Raw genomic sequence first — 15,896 nt, forward strand, 5'->3', positions numbered from 1 at the left:
GAATTACTCACCAACCTGATCTCTCAATTGTGTTGCCGGTTACCAGCGACTGTGTATGGTTCACCGGAAAGATCCCGGACCAGTCAATACCACGCCTGGTCATCTCGTCGCGGATCTCGTGTTCATAATCACCATTTGGGATCGTCGATGTCTCACCATATATGACGGTGAACATCCGGCCGACCAGGCGATCGATCTCGCGCCTCCCATATCCAAGAAGGGGGCGTACGTAGGAGACCCCCAACCTGTCTTCAAAGCTCTGCACCTCAGCCGGGCCAAGCATAGGCACCCGGTCTAGAAACCGGGTACCATCGGCGACCACCTCATATTCCTGTGCAAGCGCACAGAGCGACCGTCGGTGGATCTCATTGATGGCCTCGTTTGGATACCCACACCGATTGAGTATCCCGATGACCTCATCAATGAAACCGGACGCAAAGGTTTGTTTTCTCCAGGGCAGACCCAGAGCCTCTGCCGCCGCCGCGACCTGTGGAACCTCCCGATGGGAATCAAAGACGAACGTGTTCAGCTCTACCGAATAATCCCGCGACAGCAGGACGGCAGCAAGAGAACTATCCTTGCCGCCACTGTAGAGCAGACCAGCCTTCATCCTACCCTTCGGATTTTAAAGTCCTTTTTCTGCGGCACCAGCTGTGCAAGGAGCTGTTTGAGCTGTGCATCAGTGATCTTTTGTGTACTGGAGAGGCGACCCTGCTGGGCAAGTATGACAATCTGCTGCTCAACGGCGCGGGCAAAGTCAGGTTTTGTCAGCTTGATGGTGTTTAGGCGCTCACGTGCCTCTGGCTCGAGATACTGCATGAGCACCATCTGCATCTGCTGATCCATCTGAGCCTGTTTCTCCGCCTCATGGGCTTCAGCCTGCTGTTGCTGCTGCATCTGGGCCATGCGCCGTTGCCGGAGTTCCGCTAACTCGTCATCCTCCATGTACAGGTCACCTCAATACTTCCCGAGTTCCGGGGTGGTTGTGGCAGCTTCAGCTTTGAGCTGGTGAGCTGTATTATCCAGGAATGAACGGCCTGCCGGGGAGACCTGGCGGCCTCCGGGAACCTTCTCAAGAAGGCCCGCTGCTTCCAGCTGCTGGAAGATCTTCCGGGCAATCGATCCGCTCCCTTTTCTGAAGCGGGACTGGCGCGATCCCCGATTCTGGGGTCCGCCATAGACCGTTCTCATTCTCTCAACGCCAACCGGTCCGTCGACGTATACGCGGCGCAGCACTGCAGCTGCGCGGATATGCCACCAGTCGGTGTTTTCAGGTGGCATCTCCTTATGAACGCCCGTCTTTACAAACTCTGCCCATGAAGGAGCCTGGATCTCGGGTTTTTCCCTGAGTTCCAGAGCAATCTTCCGGATAAAGAGTTCGGCGGGGATATCAAATACTGTGGTCATTCACTACTCCTTACTGCTGTGGTTCACTAACAGTCTTTACGTATAGGGTGGATCAGCAGATATAAATTTCGAGGAAGGGAGTTCTTCACCCCTGCCTCCGCTTCTTTGCTATCACCATCATCCGGCCCCGGGTCTCTATCACCACGCCGCCGGTTCCGACAACAATTGCATCAGCGTCAACATCTGCATTCTTCAGCCATTTGATCTTGATAACCTCTTTCTTTTCGAGCTGGGATCGGATCTCGGCTGTAATCTCGGGCGTCACACCGTGCTTTCCCACCCAGATCGTTGGTTTCAGCGTCTGAATGGCTGACTTGTCATATCTATCCGGCATGTTGCTTCACCACCGGGTAGCGCCGTACCTGGCCACAGTGAAGACAGGTCACAATAACCCGCCTGCGCTGCACCCTGACCCGGGAGGTATGCCCCGGGACAAGAAGGGTGTTGCAGGAGCGGCAGAACTGTCTTCTCAGATGTTTTGGAAGTCGCAGCCGCTGTTTCATGGCGATCTTTCTGGCAAGCCCGATATACCGTTGTGCCTGCTCAGGGTTCCCGGATATACTGGCAGATGCAAGGGAGATGAGGATCCCAACCCGTTCACGGGCAATTTTTTTCCCATTCCGGAACCGTCTGGCATCCCTCATAGCCGGGAGCCCTCCGTCATGGATCCGGGCACCTGACCAGGTCCTGGTTTCTGATTCCTCAGAACCAGCCTCTCACGGAGGGTGATCTGATCAGAACAGAAGAGTGCCACTGCCTCTGGAAGCGCGATATGCTCCTCAGCAAGAATCCGTGCGCTCAGGCGCTCTTCATCATCATCATCCAGCACCAAAACACAGCGTTGCAGCACAATTGGGCCGGTATCTGTTCCTTCATCAACAAAATGAACCGTGCAGCCGGAGACCTTCACGCCATAGGCAAGTGCCTGTTTCTGGGCTGAAAGGCCTGGAAACGCAGGGAGCAGAGACGGGTGGATATTCATGATCATGCCCTTGTATTCCCTGATAATGGCTGATCCGAGGATCTTCATATACCCGGCAAGTACGATAAGATCGGGATCAAGCAGCCGGAGGGTCCGGAGCAGTTCCTCTTCATACTCTTCTTTTGCAGAAAACGATGAATAGTCAATGAGAGAGACCGGGATGCCGTGCTCTTCGGCGATATGCGCAGCCCCGGTCCCCTCCCGGTCCACGATCAGTCCGACGCACCGCCCGTGTATTGTACCGGATTCTATTTCAGAGAGGACGGCAAGGAAGTTTGATCCTCTCCCTGATGCCAGGCAAACGATGCGTTTCATGGTTCTTAGTATGGGTTGGTTCTCCCGATAATACTGATCAGTCCGTCAGCGGCCTCTCCAGGGTGAGCTTGACTTTCAGGATCTGCCTCCCCCGCATCTGGGTGACTGTAAGGCGGCCATTGATCTCTGGAATGGTTATCGACTCGCCGATATGCGGTATCCTGCCCAGACGGGCAAATACCAGCCCGCCGACGGTTTCATAATTATCCGGGTCCTGCGGGAGCGGGGCTTCCAGCACCTCGTTGACATCATCCACCCACGCCTGGGCATCAATGATATAGACCCCGTCCCGGAGATTCTGCACCTCTTCCTCCTCGATGTCAAACTCATCCAAAATATCCCCGACAAGCTCCTCCAGGATATCCTCGATCGAGACGACACCGGAAAATACTCCATATTCATCCAGGATGATTGCAAGATGTGTCTGTTTATATTGGAGTTCTTTCAGGAGATCATCGATTTTCTTGGATTCCGGAACAAACGAGACGTCATGAATGATGTCTTGTATCGGGATATCCGAATTTGTATTGTGCACTGCCCTGAAGACATCCTTGACATTGAGGAGCCCGATGATATTATCAGGATCATTGTGGTAGACCGGGAGACGGGAGAACCCGGTCTCGTGGAAGATCTCAAGGGCATCCTCAAGGCGCCAGGTACCCTCGATCATGGTTACATCCGGCCGCGGGGTCATAATCTCCCGTGCAGTGGTATCCCCGAACCGGAATACCGAATGGAGCATCTCCCGTTCATTCTCTTCGATAGCCCCGCTCTCTTCGCCGACATCGATCCATTCCTTGATCTCTTCCTCTGTGACGCCGACATGGATGGGCTCATCCTCTGTCGTCCGGACCTTCTTTATCCTGTCATAGAGCCAGAGTAACGGGGAGAAGAGTTTCTTGAGCAGAAGGATCGGGCGGGATACAAAGAGTGCAAAGGCATCAATATGTTTTGAGGCATAAGTTTTCGGACCGATCTCGCCGATGATAAGCATCAGGATAACCACAATACCTGTTGCTATCCCGACACCGGCATCCCCGAAATAGTCGATTGCAATTGCTGTTGCGATGGCTGCTGCAGATACATTCACAATATTGTTCCCAACCAGGATGGTGATCAGGAGGTGATCGGTATTTTCTTTGAGTTCTGCAAGTGCATGCGCACTCCGTGTCCCTTCTGCAACAAGTGTCCTCACTTTCGCCCGTGTTATCGCGATCAGTGCAACTTCTGATCCGGAGAAGAAACCGGATAGAAAGAGGCAGACAAAAAAGAGAATAAAATGGAGTGGATCAGACGCCATACCAGCACTCACTCCATACAGGTGCTCCAAAAAGCATTATCGTTCATGGTTGTGTCGTTTCAATCAATAATAGAACTCAAAAAAGATAAAGGTACCTGTTTAGCAGGCAGCATCCCAAAATGCTGCTGCCTCACCTGAGAGGATGGCGCACTTCTCTTCAAAGGAAGGTCTTTGTTTGAGGCCGAGGTCTTCTATCTCAAAGATAACCGGCCCGTCATAGGAAAACGATGAGAGCAGGGCTGCACATGCATTCATTGCCTCTGTTCTTCCAAGAGGGGAATGCATATCTGCCGGGGAGCCGCTGCTCGCATGGACATTGACGATCCGGTCAGAACAGAGGTTGACAAACTCTTCCGGAGCCCCGCTCTCACCTGCGGAGGCGTGGGCATAATCAAATGTCAGGGAGAGGTGCGGGTAATCGTCAAGCACGCTGGCAACCGATTCCGGAGTCGTAAGCAGAGCATTGACCCGGGGTTCCATGTTCTCGATTGCTATCGTGACAGAGACGTCGCGGGATTGGGCCTCGACTGCCTCCATATAGAGACTGAACCGGTGCATATCAGCTGCTGATGGCGGCCGTTTTGCCGTTCTCCTCCCGGGATGGATTGTAATCACCTCTGCCTGCAGCTGATCGGCAACCCGGATAGCCTCGCAGGCAGATTCAACCGAAAAAGCAGCAATACCAGGATTTATCGAGACCGGGTTCAGATCAAGAACCGGCGCATGCACTGTTATCGGCAGAAGCGACGGATACTCACTGAGTGTCTCTATAAGCTCCGGGACAGATTGCCCGGTTGTCCAGAAAGACGGTGTTTCCAGCCAGAATTCAACCGTATCCAGGCCTGATGCAGAGATGCCATGAAAAATTGTTTCCAGCGCATATTCATGAAAGAACATGCTTGATGCACCGATCCGCAGCATACACAGTTTCTTCACATCCTGCCACAAATAGATTCTCATGCCCGGTGAAGAACAGGCAGCACTTGTCCATGAGGAGCCCGGGATCCTCTCTGTCGCTGACCTCTCCGGGATCATCAGGGAGAGGCTCGATACACCGGATCTTCGCGGGGTCAGGGTGCGGGGCGAGGTATGGAATTTTCGCCTGCACTCTTCCGGCCATATGTACTTCTCACTCTCTGAGAAGGGTGATGATGGGAATGCCTCGATAGATTGTGTCATCTGGAAGCGTGCAGCGCAGAAGATTTCGCCACCACCTGAGAATGGCATGGATGTCATCGTCTCCGGCTATATCGATCACTATCCCCCCTTTGGCAAGACCCAGTTTGTTGCAGACAGCCTTCTCCATGCCGGGCTCGGAGGCAAGTTTCTCCTGCTTGAAGGCTGGAAGAAGGAGCTTGCGGCTGAGGGCTGTTTTGCAGAAGAGAGGAAAAAACCACTACCTGTCTTTCCCACCAGGGTGGGGGTTGTGACCTCTCCTACCGGAGCGGTGCTGCAGGATATCAGAAATGTCATCCAGCGCCGGTTTCCAATGGATATCATCCTCTCTGGCACCGCTGTCCAGGGGGAGACTGCACATCTCGATATCAGAGACGCGATCTTCAAAATCGACCAGACCGTTGATGTGATTATCCTTGCCCGGGGCGGCGGCAGCTTTGAGGACCTCTTTGCCTTCAACCACCCGGATGTGGTGCGGGCAATCGCCTCCTGTGAGACACCGCTCATCTCGGCAATCGGCCATGAAGTTGATGTGACGCTCGCTGACCTTGCAAGCGATCTCCGGGCACCGACACCGTCTGCTGCTGCTGAGCTGGTTGTCCCTGACCGCCATCAGCTGGCAAGGGAGCTTGCAGAGCAGCGGGCATCCATGCAGAACCTGCTCTTTGAGCGGCTTGATCGCCTCTCAACCGATCTCGAGGATATCAGGCTGAGAATGGCAGGCAGAAGGCTTGACCGCCGGATCAGCGATATGAAGCAGACTGCTGCAGAACTCCGTGAGCGGCTTGAGAGGGCAGTCAGCACACGGCTCCTGCAGGAGAGAAAAGATATCGGACACCTTGCGGGTGCATTGCGGTCCGCAGACATCCGTGCCCCTCTCAGGCGCGGGTATGCGCTCCTGTTGGCTGATGGCATGCTGATCAGGAGTGTGCAGGCACTGGAGACGGGCAAAAACCTTACAATCTATCTCCCGGATGGGGAGGCCGATGCAACAATAGAGACGGTGCGTTATGACTGAGACCTATGAAGAGATGGTAACACGGCTCCGCGAGATTGTCCGGATGCTTGAAAACCCGGACACGCCGCTGGATGAGAGCGTCCGGCTTTATAAGGATGGAATCGAGCTTATTAAGAAATGCGAGGATTTTTTGACGAAAGCCGAACTCCGCATCCTCGAGATAACAGAGGAATAAGGAGAGACGCTTTATGGATCCCTGCTAGTCCGGCCTTTCTGCTATCAGGGTAACCTCCATTGCAGATCCCCTGGCAAGAGCGGCAATCAGCTCCCGCGGGAGTGTGCGGGCGACATGATCTGATCTGATTCCGATGGTGCGGCCGCAGACATACCCGCTCCGGCGCCAGACGAGATCAGTCTCGTGATCAAGAGCCATCGCTGCTGAGCCGGATGATCGGATCTCGCATACCACTCCTCCTGCCTTCAGCAGCGTCCTCAGGACGGCATGATCATCTGCCAGAAGGTCGCAGAATGCATCCGGGAGATCAAGGGCAGCTTTGTCTGCGGATACGCCGATGATACAGTCGCCCTGGAGGGTGAGCTCGTCGTCACGGGTAATCTCAAATGTTGTCGGATGCCTGCCGGTGACATTCGCATGGCCCTGGCAGTGAATATGTTCTCTGATCTCCATTGTTTATGATGTCAGCATGCAAACAATATAGATATGTCAATAACCGCACGATGCCCTGCCTGTCAGGAGGAGACAGATCATGGAATCATCCGGGACGGGTCGCCGGCAACAATTCAGTGCCGTGATTGCGGTCATACGCATCGTGAGATCCTCAAGGTACCAAAAGTCATTGAGATACGTGCAATCGTGAGCCTGGAGGGAGAATCCCGGCAGGGAACAATCGAGCTTGCTGATGATGACGTTGTCACCTGCGGCAACACCTTTGTTGCCGATGTCGGTGACGATATCTTTGGTGTTGAAGTGACAGGGATTGAGGTCTCTGCTGCCCGGCGAAAGAGAGCAGCAGCAGGGGAGATCACCTGCCTCTGGACCCGGGTCATCGACTCAGTCATTGTCCGGGCATCCCTGCATAAGGGTGCAACAACCCATCCCCTCTACGAGGAGGTTGATGGTGAAACAACCTATACCGTGGGAGAGATCACATCCGTTGGAGGACGCCAGTTTCGTATTACCCGGATTAAGAAGAGAGACGGGGCTTTGATCAGGAAACCTGGATCCTATACAGAAGCACGGTTTATCAAGCGGATCTACGGTGAGCGATCATAGGTACTTCGTCAGGAGCTCGAGAAACTCCTCCTGGAGGAGAATACCTTCCACCTTCTCAACAACCTGGTCATCACAAAGGATGATCGTCGTCGGCGTTACTTTCAGCCCGTACCTGCTGATATATTCCTGATGCTCCTTTGCATCAATTGCCTCTATCTCTATTTCCAGGTCAGCTTCAATTTCCTTATTGATCGATTCCTGCTCCAGACAACCCATGCATCCATCCTGGTAAAAGGAGAGAACTTTCACTGCCATAGTAGTGGAGACTCTTGGGATGCGAGATAAAAAAGGTATTGGATCTATGAGAGAGCCCTGACGGAGTTTATGGTGACAACCGCGTATTCATAGCCATACCTGACCAGAACCATATCGTCGGTTTTTTCCTTCACATATGCAATCCGGAGCATGCTTTTGGATTCTGCATCATCAACGAGAATCTCCGGAGATTCGACAAAGCCAAGCACAATCATCTCTCCAACCAACAGATCATCAAATTCGTATCCCATCTTCTCCACATCGTCGCTTGTCATAGCCATCTCCAGTGGATCGTCCCTGCTCTCAAAGGTGAACGGCACTGTGATCCGATCCCGTTCACGATGACCGATAGGAGCTTCGACTATTTCCCTGAATTCAGAGGAGAGAAGTGCAAACGGAGCCAGCGTGTTATGCCGATCCGGTATAGGGAGCATTGAATCATCCGGTACATACCCTGTATTGTTCTCAATTGGACCGGAGAGATACACAAACCCTTCTGCCTGCGAGGCTACTGCTTCTGAGCTTGTCAGGACAGGAACACCCTCCTTTGCATAGACCGTATAATCAAGAACAACAAGATCACCCGGCTCAATGGAGCGGAGGCCGCCAATCCATGCGGTGCCGACAAGCGAGAGTGCCATCATGAACGCAAGGAGGACTGCAAAGCCGACAGCCCCAATCTTCACCCAGTTGACCTCTTCTTTCTTTTTTGAACGTCTCTGCTGTGCCATTATGGTATATGATTTGTCCCTCACATGGTAAAGCGTTTGTCGATCACGTACGATACCCGCTGATCTTTTGCTGATCTCTTTGGAAGATGCGCTGGCGGCTGAGAATCCATTAATTTTTATTTAAGAATATTCGAAAACTGTTAAGTCTGAATCAGAAAGGTACTATACTGGAATCTGACATAGCGTCCATCACATGATGAGTACATAACTATATTATCTATCAGTGAGTGTAGTTATTCATTTGAAAGCTTTATTCACCCGCATGGTGTCAATAGCACAGAGGTGTTTCAATGGAGAATGAATATGAACCAGAGGTTCAGATAGAAGTACGCGATATCTACAAGGTTTTTGGCAGTAAGCCTGAAAAAGGGCTTGAATTGTTGAAAAAAGGAGAGAAAAAAGATAAAATTCTTGAGAAGACCGGGCAGACAGTCGGTCTTGACAATGTCTCTTTCCAGGTGCATAAAGGCGAGATTTTCGTCCTGATGGGCCTCTCGGGATGTGGAAAATCGACACTCTTACGATGCTTAAACAGGCTCATTGAGCCGACTGCAGGAGAGATCATCATCAAGGGAAAGGATATCGTTGCAATGAATGAAGACGAGATCCGCGAGTTCAGGAGGCAACAGGTCGGCATGATCTTCCAGAACTTCGCACTTCTCCCTCACAAAACCGTCATCGACAATGTGGCATTCGGCCTTGAGATCCAGGGAATGGCTCTCGAGGAGCGCCATAAGAAGGCCCAGGATGCGTTGCAGCTTGTTGGCCTGACCGGGTATGAGACCAGTATGCCCGATCAGCTCTCAGGAGGGATGAAGCAGCGTGTCGGACTTGCCCGGGCGCTTGCAAGTGATGCTGAGATCCTGCTGATGGATGAAGCATTCAGCGCACTTGACCCCCTGATCAGGCGGGATATGCAGGACGAACTGATTGATCTGCAGGAGAGGCTCTCCAAAACCGTCATCTTTGTGACGCACGATCTCGACGAGGCATTAAAACTTGGAAACCGGATCGCATTGATGAGGGATGGGAAAATCATCCAGGTGGGGACAGCAGAAGAGATCCTGACAAATCCAAGCAACGAGTACGTTGAGCGGTTTGTTGCCGATGTCGATATGACGCGGGTACTGACTGCACAGGATGTCATGAAGAAAGCCGACCCCGTCATCTCATGCAAGAGCGGGCCACGGCTTGCTGCCCGGCTGATGAAAGAGTATGGCATATCAAACCTCTTTGTCGTGACCCAGCACCGCATTATCAAGGGAATCGTCACAATTGACGATGTTGTCAGGGCGGTACAGGAAGACCACAAGACGCTTGAGGATATCGTTATCAACGACATTCAGATGATCCAGACAGATACCCCGCTTGCTGATATTATTCCGCTTATTGCAGAGAGCAGGTATCCGATCCCGGTTGTTGATGAAGACACCAGGTTAAAAGGAATCATCGTGAGAGGATCGGTCCTCTCAGCACTTGCACGCAAGGAGAGTGAACCAATTGTTGCCTAAAATTCCAATCGGCCAGGTTGTGTCCGATGTTGTGGACTGGATAGACGCAAACCTCGGGTGGCTTCTTGATGCCATCACGACAGTGCTCAGGTTCCTGCTCAACGGCTTCCAGGATCTCCTGATGGTCCTGCCGCCGCTTGCCATGATCCTGGTGCTCGGCGTGATCATCTTCTTTATCACAAGAAAGGATCTCCGCCTTTCTCTCCTGAGTATTGCCGGGCTTCTCTTAATCTGGAATCTCCAGCTCTGGAGCCATGCCATGCTGACGCTGGCACTTGTGCTGTCATCAACAATTATAGCACTCATCATCGGCATACCCCTTGGTATCCTGGCAGCAAACAGTGATACATTCAATGCCGGAATCCGGGTGCTTCTTGACTTTATGCAGACGATGCCTGCTTTTGTCTACCTTGTTCCGGCTGTCATCTTCTTCAGTCTCGGGAATGTACCGGGCATGATCGCAACAGTCGTCTTTGCAATGCCCCCGGCAATCCGGCTGACCAACCTGGGTATCAGGCAGATACCGGTTGAGCTGATCGAGGTTTCAGATGCGTTCGGTGCTACACCACGGCAGAAACTGATAAAGGTTCAGCTCCCGGTTGCCCTTCCAACCATTATGGCAGGAGTCAACCAGTGTATCATGCTCGCCCTCTCAATGGTTGTTATTGCATCCATGATCGGCGCAGGAGGGCTTGGCTACCAGGTGCTTGTCGGCATCCAGCGGGTCAATATCGCGATGGGCTTTGAGGCAGGCCTTGCCATTGTGATCATTGCAATCATTCTTGACCGTATCACCCAGAACCTGATAAAGACAGAGAAGGGACGGGAGGAGTGAGAAGGCAACCAGCCAGCAAATATAAAACAGACCCACAACTTTTTTTACAGATAAGTCACTAAGTTCAAACTGTCTTTTATCAGACATAAGACATATTCACGAAACTGAGTGAATTGGATGGTGTAAATGATGATTTCCAGAAACAAAATCATGATGATTATGGCCGGGCTTCTGCTCGCCTCCGCACTTCTGGTTGCCGGATGTGTGGATGAGCCGACAGAGCCTGCAAAAGAGATATCTATTGGCTATGTCACCTGGGACTGTGCAATTGCAAGTACCCACGTGATGAAAGAGGTCTTTGAAGAGGCAGGGTACCGGGTAACCCTGGTCGCAGTCGATGCAGGACCGCTGTATGCAGGCCTTGCCCGCGGTGATATCGACTTCACAACAACCGCATGGCTCCCCCACACCCACAGCATGTACTGGGAGGAGTATGGAGACCGGCTTGACTACGTGCAGGACAACATTCCAGGAGATGCACGGATCGGCCTTGTTGTGCCGCAGTACGTCACCATCGACTCAATTGAGGAGATGAACGAGGCTGCAGACAACTTTGAGGGCAATATCATCGGTATCGAGCCTGGAGCAGGCATCATGTCGGCAACCGAGGATGCAATTGTTGAGTATGACCTTGACTATGAGCTGGTTGCAAGCAGCAGTGCAGGCATGGCAGCAGAACTCAGGTCTGCATATGGACGGGAAGAATGGATTGTCGTCACCGGCTGGGCTCCGCACTGGAAGTTCGGCAGGTTCGACCTGAAGTTCCTTGATGACCCAAAGGGCGTCTATGGTGAGGCAGAGGATGTTGTCACGATTGCACGCCAGAACCTTGCAACAGATGACCCCGAGGCATATGCGATCCTTGAGCGCTTCGAGTGGACAGCTGTTGATATTGCAGAAGTGATGACCAGTATCGAGGATGGCGTACCTGATGATGAGGCAGCACGCGCCTGGATCTCAGCCAACCCCGACACGGTCGCATACTGGATCTCAGGGTAGCTAACCTGTACTACATGAGAGGAGAAGGTGGGGGAATCTCTTCCCCTGACTCTTCCCTTATTTAAAAAAAACATTCTGCATTTCTTCTTTTGGCATCAGGCAGATGCCAGGCTTTTTTGATCTCTGCAACCGGGTCCGGGGGATCTGCTATAGCACCATGCAGGCAGGCGATACCTATATTATTCATCCTCGCCACCTACAAATTATGATACTGAAACAATCTGCCTGGTGGGTACTGGTGGGTTTGCTGCTCATCGGTCTTGTGCTGGCATCACCGGCATCTGCACGGGATATTAAATCCGGAGATACAATCTTTGTCCATGAACGGGGGCTGGATCTCACCAATCTGGAGGTTGCTGGAAGCCATCCTGTCACTGCCCTGCATCATTACCGGGACGACGATACCAGCAAAGCATTGCTCAATGAAATACCGGTTTCAGATCCGGCAAATGTCGATATTCTGGATTCTCTCGTCTTGGACTACCATGGACGGTACTATGCATATAACCGGACAGAAGGAGTTGATGCAACACGATCTGTCAGGATTCTTGAGCCCAAGCTGACAATTGATGTCGTCCTTGCTGATCCCTACCATCATGAGTCGGTCACGAAGCTTGAGCGTCTCCCTGACACAACACATCTTGCTGTGAAGATTATCAGTCCGAATGTGGGATCGTTCTACCGTGATAACAATAACTATGCAGAGGTTGATGTGATCCTGATTGGACCGGCAGGTGCTGAGACGACACGGATAGGAACTGCTGATCTCAGTGGCATTGAGCTCACGCGCTCAGAAGTATTCACCGATACCGATGCAGACAGAGGTACATTCACCCTGAAGGATATGGGACCCGGCGTTCATGAGATACAGGCACGCTGGAAGAAACCACAGGGTTTTGCCAGTTATGCAGAAGATTCAAACATCATAAGTTTCGAGCGCCTGGTCGTCACCACACCAACACCCACACCAACGCCAACGCCAACCCCAACACCCACCCCTCCGCCGACACCGACACCGGTTATAACGCCGACACCAACGCCAACGCCCATACCAACGCCAACACCAACGCCGGAGCCAACACCAGCGTCCGCATCACTCCTTCTGCCGCTGGCTGCAGTGGCGGGTGCCGGACTGCTTGTGTATCTCAGGAAATCCGGATAATAGCATAGACCAGGATACCATATTATTCCCTTTTTTTCCGGTCCAGGCAGGCATTCAGAACCAGTTCAGCCGCATGCAGGGTACCTTCCGGCCCGGCGAGAGGGCGGCTGCCAAGCACCACCCTGCTCCGGTCAGGCGGGGTAATCCCGATAAAACCTGCATCTGGCAGGATCCGCTGCTCATAGGAGGAGCCGAGAAGAAGATTATAGGAGTCCCGTTCAAGTGCCTCTTTGATCTGATCCAGATCAGTGACAGCCGGGGTGTCGGTTTCGTTTCTTGGCAGTATGCACGGTCTCTCAGCGCCAAGATACCGGGTGAGGAGATCTGAGAAGAAGCCGGCATACCCGGACTGGGCACAGATAACGGCAAGCGGGGGATCATTTCGCCTGAGGTACTTCTCGCAGGCGGCGATCACAAGCTCCTCTGCCCTGTCACACCCGGCAATAAGCGGATCCGGATCCGCATCCGGCCAGGTATCCAGGAGGGCAAAAACCGTGTTGCGTGTATTTTCTATGCCAAGAAGCGTCCCGCCGTCTCTTCCGGATGGCATACCGTAGTCCGGGTTCGTTGTCACGGTAACCGGTCCTGCTTTCTGCAAAGAACCCAGCTGATCCCATGAGAAGACGGTTGCAATCGGGATGCCGGCAAGGGCGAGTATACGGGCGGCTTCATGCATATTGCCGCGCCAGAAGAGATCCAGCAGACAGATCCCCCCGATATTCACCCCTTCACCGGCAGGAGGTCGCGTCTGCAGAAGGCTTTCCAGTGCGATGCCATACCCCGCCTCTGCATTGCCGACAAATCCGGGTGAATCAACAAGTATAACCGGATACCCGGCAAGTTCTGCTGCCAGGTCCTCACCCATCAGTGCAGGCACACAGGAGTTTACAACCGCTACCTGCTCTGCCTCTAAAAGAGCCGTTTTGACCACCTGGCGGAGGCGATCACCTGCGCCGAAGATCACCTCCTTCTCCAGGATGAAAGACCCGGTAAGAGGAGCTTTGATGAGAGATTTCGGGTAATAGTAGCAGCCGCTTGAGCCGTGTATCACCACACGCAGGCCCTGGATCCCCGCAAGACAGGCCGCTGCCCCGGTCAGTGCACAGGGCCAGACCGGGTTTGTGCAGTCAGGCACGACCAAGACACCTCCGGAAGAGATGGAGCATCCGTTTTGTGCCCTCAGTCCCGATCGGGGGATCAAAAGGGAGCCGGAGAGGGGTTCCGGTCTCTGATTCAGTCATGTTGAGTTGTCTGATCACCGTCCGGGCTGCAGCAACTGCTGCCGGATCGGCATGATGGGAATCGATCCTGATTTCGGCTCCCACCAGATCATCAAACCGGGCATAGAGATCATCAAGACGGCCTTCCTCATCCCTGATAGCCTCCAGGGGATTGATGCCCGCCGCCTCACCGACATCTTTCAGAAACCTGAGGGTGCCGTCCGGGCCGACCGGAAAGCCTGGCAGGACGGTTGTGCCAAACCGCCTGGTCAGATCAGATCCCACCTCAATAAGCCCGGGGTCACGCAGGATTGCAAGTGGTGCGGAACTGATCCTCGCACAGTCAGATGCCGTCATCCTCCTCACAAACCGGATGCCCGGATGGAGGCCGAGGAGAGAGAGGAGGCGGGCTACCTCGCAGTAGTTCTCCTCTGCCTCGTACTCGAGGTTCTTTTCGCCGACAATAAGCACCTCGCCATCACGGGAGATCCGATCCTGGCGGGACGAGAGGGTCAGAAGGCTCCGGAGGGCATTTTTGATCCCTTCAGAGAAACCACCGCCAAGAAACCCGGCACCAGGTATATGGACAACCGGTGTTGATCGTTTCTCCCTGCAGAGAGCAGCAGTATCATCGCCGATTGTATCTGCAAGGCAGGTTGATACAACACAGATAAGGCCTGGGCGAAGCTCGTCTGCGGCCCTCAGTGCCTCTTCAAGCGCCGCTTCCCCACCAAATATCACCTCGTTCTCCTGGAGGTTGCTTGAAACCAGGCGGGGAACCTCCAGATCACCGATCTCTGCCAGTGAGGCATGAAGGAGAGAGGCATTATGATGGGTGCAGCCTGACGGCCCATGGATCACGGTGACGGCACCCTCAAGAAAACCGGTGACCGAGAGGACGCCGGTTAAGGTGCACCCTTCACTCCTTGAGATATCGGTAGGCAAGAGACTCGAGTTCATCAATGGTTAATGGTGTTGGAATGGAGTATTCGGTATTGCCAAGGATTGCGCCTGCACTCAGGCGGTAGACCTCTGCCTGGGACGAAGCGGGGGCATACTCGATGACGGTCTTCTTATTCAGTTCTGCCTGCTGAACAGTTGGGGAACGTGGAATAAACGTGATCAGCCGGGAACCGATCGCCTCTGCAAATTCAGCAACAAGTTCCTCTTCACAATCAATATTCTTTCCGTTCCCGATCACCCCGCCGAGGCGGACCCTGCTTCGCCGGTTTGCACTGAGCCGGGAAACCGCCTTTGCGATATTGTTTGCCGCATAGAGTGACATCAGCTCCCCGGATGTAACCAGGTAGACCTCTTCGGCATAGCTCTCCCGCATCGGCATGGCAAACCCGCCGCAGACGACATCGCCCAGGACATCATAGACGATGATATCTCCCCTGAGCGCACCGAGCTTCTCGAGGAGCTGAAATGTCGCGATGATGCCCCTGCCAGCACACCCGACACCGGGATCAGGACCCCCTGCTTCAACGCACCTGACACCTGCATAGCCGGTGTAGATGACATCCGCAACCGGGATAGCACTCCCGTTATCCCTGAGCAGATCGAGAACGGTCGGGATCACGGTGCCATTCATCAGCATCCGGGTGCTGTCATGTTTTGGATCGCAACCGATCTGAAGGACATCGCGTCCCTCTTCTGCCCAGGCCGCTGAGAGATTGGCGGATGTCGTGGACTTTCCTATGCCGCCCTTTCCATAGAGGGCTATCTGTCTCATTCCAGAATACTTGGCT

22 protein-coding genes are annotated in these 15,896 nt (G+C 53.3%); 7 read left to right on the forward strand and 15 right to left on the reverse strand.

Going from position 1 to position 15,896, the window contains the following annotated elements:
* Positions 1 to 7: 7 nt before the first annotated feature.
* The 8 genes from ABCO64_RS01075 to ABCO64_RS01110 all read right to left on the reverse strand — a co-directional run bounded on the left by ABCO64_RS01075 (position 8) and on the right by ABCO64_RS01110 (position 4,925).
* Entirely contained in the window at positions 8 to 610 is a 603-nt protein-coding gene (locus ABCO64_RS01075; protein WP_253457567.1) for a DUF7411 family protein, read from the reverse strand.
* Positions 607 to 945, reverse strand: a complete 339-nt coding sequence (locus ABCO64_RS01080) for a DNA-binding protein (RefSeq protein ID WP_253457571.1) — start codon at positions 943 to 945, stop codon at positions 607 to 609. Before ABCO64_RS01080 ends, ABCO64_RS01075 begins: the two co-directional genes overlap by 4 nt.
* 12 nt (positions 946 to 957) lie before the next feature.
* Positions 958 to 1,407 carry a 30S ribosomal protein S19e gene (locus tag ABCO64_RS01085; protein ID WP_253457574.1) on the reverse strand — a complete coding sequence of 150 codons (450 nt, stop codon included), beginning with the start codon at positions 1,405 to 1,407 and terminating at the stop codon, positions 958 to 960.
* 85 nt (positions 1,408 to 1,492) lie between these two features.
* Positions 1,493 to 1,741: a YhbY family RNA-binding protein gene (locus ABCO64_RS01090; RefSeq protein WP_253457577.1), complete on the reverse strand. Its 249-nt coding sequence runs from the start codon at positions 1,739 to 1,741 to the stop codon at positions 1,493 to 1,495.
* The gene (locus ABCO64_RS01095; RefSeq protein WP_253457580.1) at positions 1,731 to 2,051 is read right to left on the reverse strand and encodes a ribonuclease P protein component 4; all 321 of its coding nucleotides are present in this window, start codon (positions 2,049 to 2,051) and stop codon (positions 1,731 to 1,733) included. The genes ABCO64_RS01090 and ABCO64_RS01095 overlap by 11 nt, the downstream gene beginning before the upstream one ends.
* Positions 2,048 to 2,704 carry a phosphoribosylglycinamide formyltransferase gene (purN, locus tag ABCO64_RS01100; RefSeq protein WP_253457583.1) on the reverse strand — a complete coding sequence of 219 codons (657 nt, stop codon included), beginning with the start codon at positions 2,702 to 2,704 and terminating at the stop codon, positions 2,048 to 2,050. The genes ABCO64_RS01095 and purN overlap by 4 nt, the downstream gene beginning before the upstream one ends.
* Positions 2,705 to 2,741: 37 nt before the next feature.
* On the reverse strand, positions 2,742 to 4,004 hold the full coding sequence (locus tag ABCO64_RS01105) for a hemolysin family protein (RefSeq protein WP_253457586.1): 1,263 nt from the start codon (positions 4,002 to 4,004) through the stop codon (positions 2,742 to 2,744).
* A 99-nt stretch (positions 4,005 to 4,103) separates the two neighbouring features.
* Complete coding sequence (locus tag ABCO64_RS01110; RefSeq protein WP_253457589.1) at positions 4,104 to 4,925, reverse strand: sugar phosphate isomerase/epimerase family protein; 822 nt, start codon at positions 4,923 to 4,925, stop codon at positions 4,104 to 4,106.
* A gap of 37 nt (positions 4,926 to 4,962) precedes the next feature.
* On the opposite strand from ABCO64_RS01110, the gene xseA reads away from it, so the two are divergent.
* Both xseA and xseB read left to right on the forward strand, forming a co-directional pair.
* Positions 4,963 to 6,198 (forward strand): exodeoxyribonuclease VII large subunit, encoded by a 1,236-nt coding sequence (gene xseA / locus ABCO64_RS01115; protein WP_253457592.1) that lies wholly within the window; start codon positions 4,963 to 4,965, stop codon positions 6,196 to 6,198.
* A complete protein-coding gene (gene xseB / locus ABCO64_RS01120) occupies positions 6,191 to 6,373 on the forward strand; it encodes an exodeoxyribonuclease VII small subunit (protein WP_253457595.1) in 183 nt (60 codons plus the stop codon). The genes xseA and xseB overlap by 8 nt, the downstream gene beginning before the upstream one ends.
* A 24-nt stretch (positions 6,374 to 6,397) precedes the next feature.
* Here xseB and ABCO64_RS01125 read toward each other — a convergent pair whose 3' ends face one another.
* On the reverse strand, positions 6,398 to 6,826 hold the full coding sequence (locus ABCO64_RS01125; protein ID WP_253457598.1) for a DUF371 domain-containing protein: 429 nt from the start codon (positions 6,824 to 6,826) through the stop codon (positions 6,398 to 6,400).
* Between the two features lie 33 nt (positions 6,827 to 6,859).
* Here ABCO64_RS01125 and ABCO64_RS01130 point away from each other — a divergent pair, with 33 nt between their 5' ends.
* The gene (locus ABCO64_RS01130) at positions 6,860 to 7,432 is read left to right on the forward strand and encodes an HVO_0476 family zinc finger protein (protein ID WP_253457601.1); all 573 of its coding nucleotides are present in this window, start codon (positions 6,860 to 6,862) and stop codon (positions 7,430 to 7,432) included.
* On the opposite strand, the gene ABCO64_RS01135 is transcribed toward ABCO64_RS01130, so the two are convergent.
* Together ABCO64_RS01135 and ABCO64_RS01140 are read right to left on the reverse strand one after the other, a co-directional pair.
* A complete protein-coding gene (locus ABCO64_RS01135) occupies positions 7,427 to 7,687 on the reverse strand; it encodes a thioredoxin family protein (protein WP_253457604.1) in 261 nt (86 codons plus the stop codon). The two genes, ABCO64_RS01130 and ABCO64_RS01135, sit on opposite strands and share 6 nt — an antisense overlap.
* 44 nt (positions 7,688 to 7,731) lie before the next feature.
* Positions 7,732 to 8,418: a hypothetical protein gene (locus tag ABCO64_RS01140; protein ID WP_343089167.1), complete on the reverse strand. Its 687-nt coding sequence runs from the start codon at positions 8,416 to 8,418 to the stop codon at positions 7,732 to 7,734.
* Between the two features lie 290 nt (positions 8,419 to 8,708).
* Between ABCO64_RS01140 and ABCO64_RS01145 the strand changes: the two genes are divergently transcribed.
* The 3 genes from ABCO64_RS01145 to ABCO64_RS01155 all read left to right on the forward strand — a co-directional run bounded on the left by ABCO64_RS01145 (position 8,709) and on the right by ABCO64_RS01155 (position 11,763).
* Positions 8,709 to 9,929: a quaternary amine ABC transporter ATP-binding protein gene (locus tag ABCO64_RS01145; protein WP_253457610.1), complete on the forward strand. Its 1,221-nt coding sequence runs from the start codon at positions 8,709 to 8,711 to the stop codon at positions 9,927 to 9,929.
* Positions 9,922 to 10,764 (forward strand): ABC transporter permease, encoded by an 843-nt coding sequence (locus ABCO64_RS01150; protein ID WP_253457613.1) that lies wholly within the window; start codon positions 9,922 to 9,924, stop codon positions 10,762 to 10,764. The genes ABCO64_RS01145 and ABCO64_RS01150 overlap by 8 nt, the downstream gene beginning before the upstream one ends.
* A gap of 150 nt (positions 10,765 to 10,914) precedes the next feature.
* Positions 10,915 to 11,763: a glycine betaine ABC transporter substrate-binding protein gene (locus tag ABCO64_RS01155; RefSeq protein WP_253457616.1), complete on the forward strand. Its 849-nt coding sequence runs from the start codon at positions 10,915 to 10,917 to the stop codon at positions 11,761 to 11,763.
* 61 nt (positions 11,764 to 11,824) lie between these two features.
* On the opposite strand, the gene ABCO64_RS01160 is transcribed toward ABCO64_RS01155, so the two are convergent.
* Positions 11,825 to 11,950, reverse strand: a complete 126-nt coding sequence (locus tag ABCO64_RS01160) for a hypothetical protein (protein ID WP_256472479.1) — start codon at positions 11,948 to 11,950, stop codon at positions 11,825 to 11,827.
* A gap of 18 nt (positions 11,951 to 11,968) precedes the next feature.
* Here ABCO64_RS01160 and ABCO64_RS01165 point away from each other — a divergent pair, with 18 nt between their 5' ends.
* Positions 11,969 to 12,925: a DUF3821 domain-containing protein gene (locus ABCO64_RS01165; protein ID WP_343089168.1), complete on the forward strand. Its 957-nt coding sequence runs from the start codon at positions 11,969 to 11,971 to the stop codon at positions 12,923 to 12,925.
* A gap of 22 nt (positions 12,926 to 12,947) precedes the next feature.
* Here the strand turns inward: ABCO64_RS01165 and ABCO64_RS01170 are convergent, their stop codons facing one another.
* From ABCO64_RS01170 to cfbC, 3 genes are read right to left on the reverse strand one after another with little or no spacing between them, the layout of a single operon-like run.
* Positions 12,948 to 14,060, reverse strand: coding sequence for a nitrogenase component 1 (locus ABCO64_RS01170; RefSeq protein ID WP_253457622.1), 1,113 nt, complete (start codon positions 14,058 to 14,060; stop codon positions 12,948 to 12,950).
* Positions 14,053 to 15,090, reverse strand: a complete 1,038-nt coding sequence (locus tag ABCO64_RS01175; protein WP_253457624.1) for a nitrogenase component 1 — start codon at positions 15,088 to 15,090, stop codon at positions 14,053 to 14,055. The genes ABCO64_RS01170 and ABCO64_RS01175 overlap by 8 nt, the downstream gene beginning before the upstream one ends.
* The gene (gene cfbC / locus ABCO64_RS01180; protein WP_253457627.1) at positions 15,065 to 15,880 is read right to left on the reverse strand and encodes a Ni-sirohydrochlorin a,c-diamide reductive cyclase ATP-dependent reductase subunit; all 816 of its coding nucleotides are present in this window, start codon (positions 15,878 to 15,880) and stop codon (positions 15,065 to 15,067) included. Before cfbC ends, ABCO64_RS01175 begins: the two co-directional genes overlap by 26 nt.
* Between the last annotated feature and the right edge of the window lie 16 nt (positions 15,881 to 15,896).

Source organism: Methanocalculus natronophilus (assembly GCF_038751955.1).
Taxonomy (GTDB): Archaea; Halobacteriota; Methanomicrobia; order Methanomicrobiales; family Methanocorpusculaceae; genus Methanocalculus; species Methanocalculus natronophilus.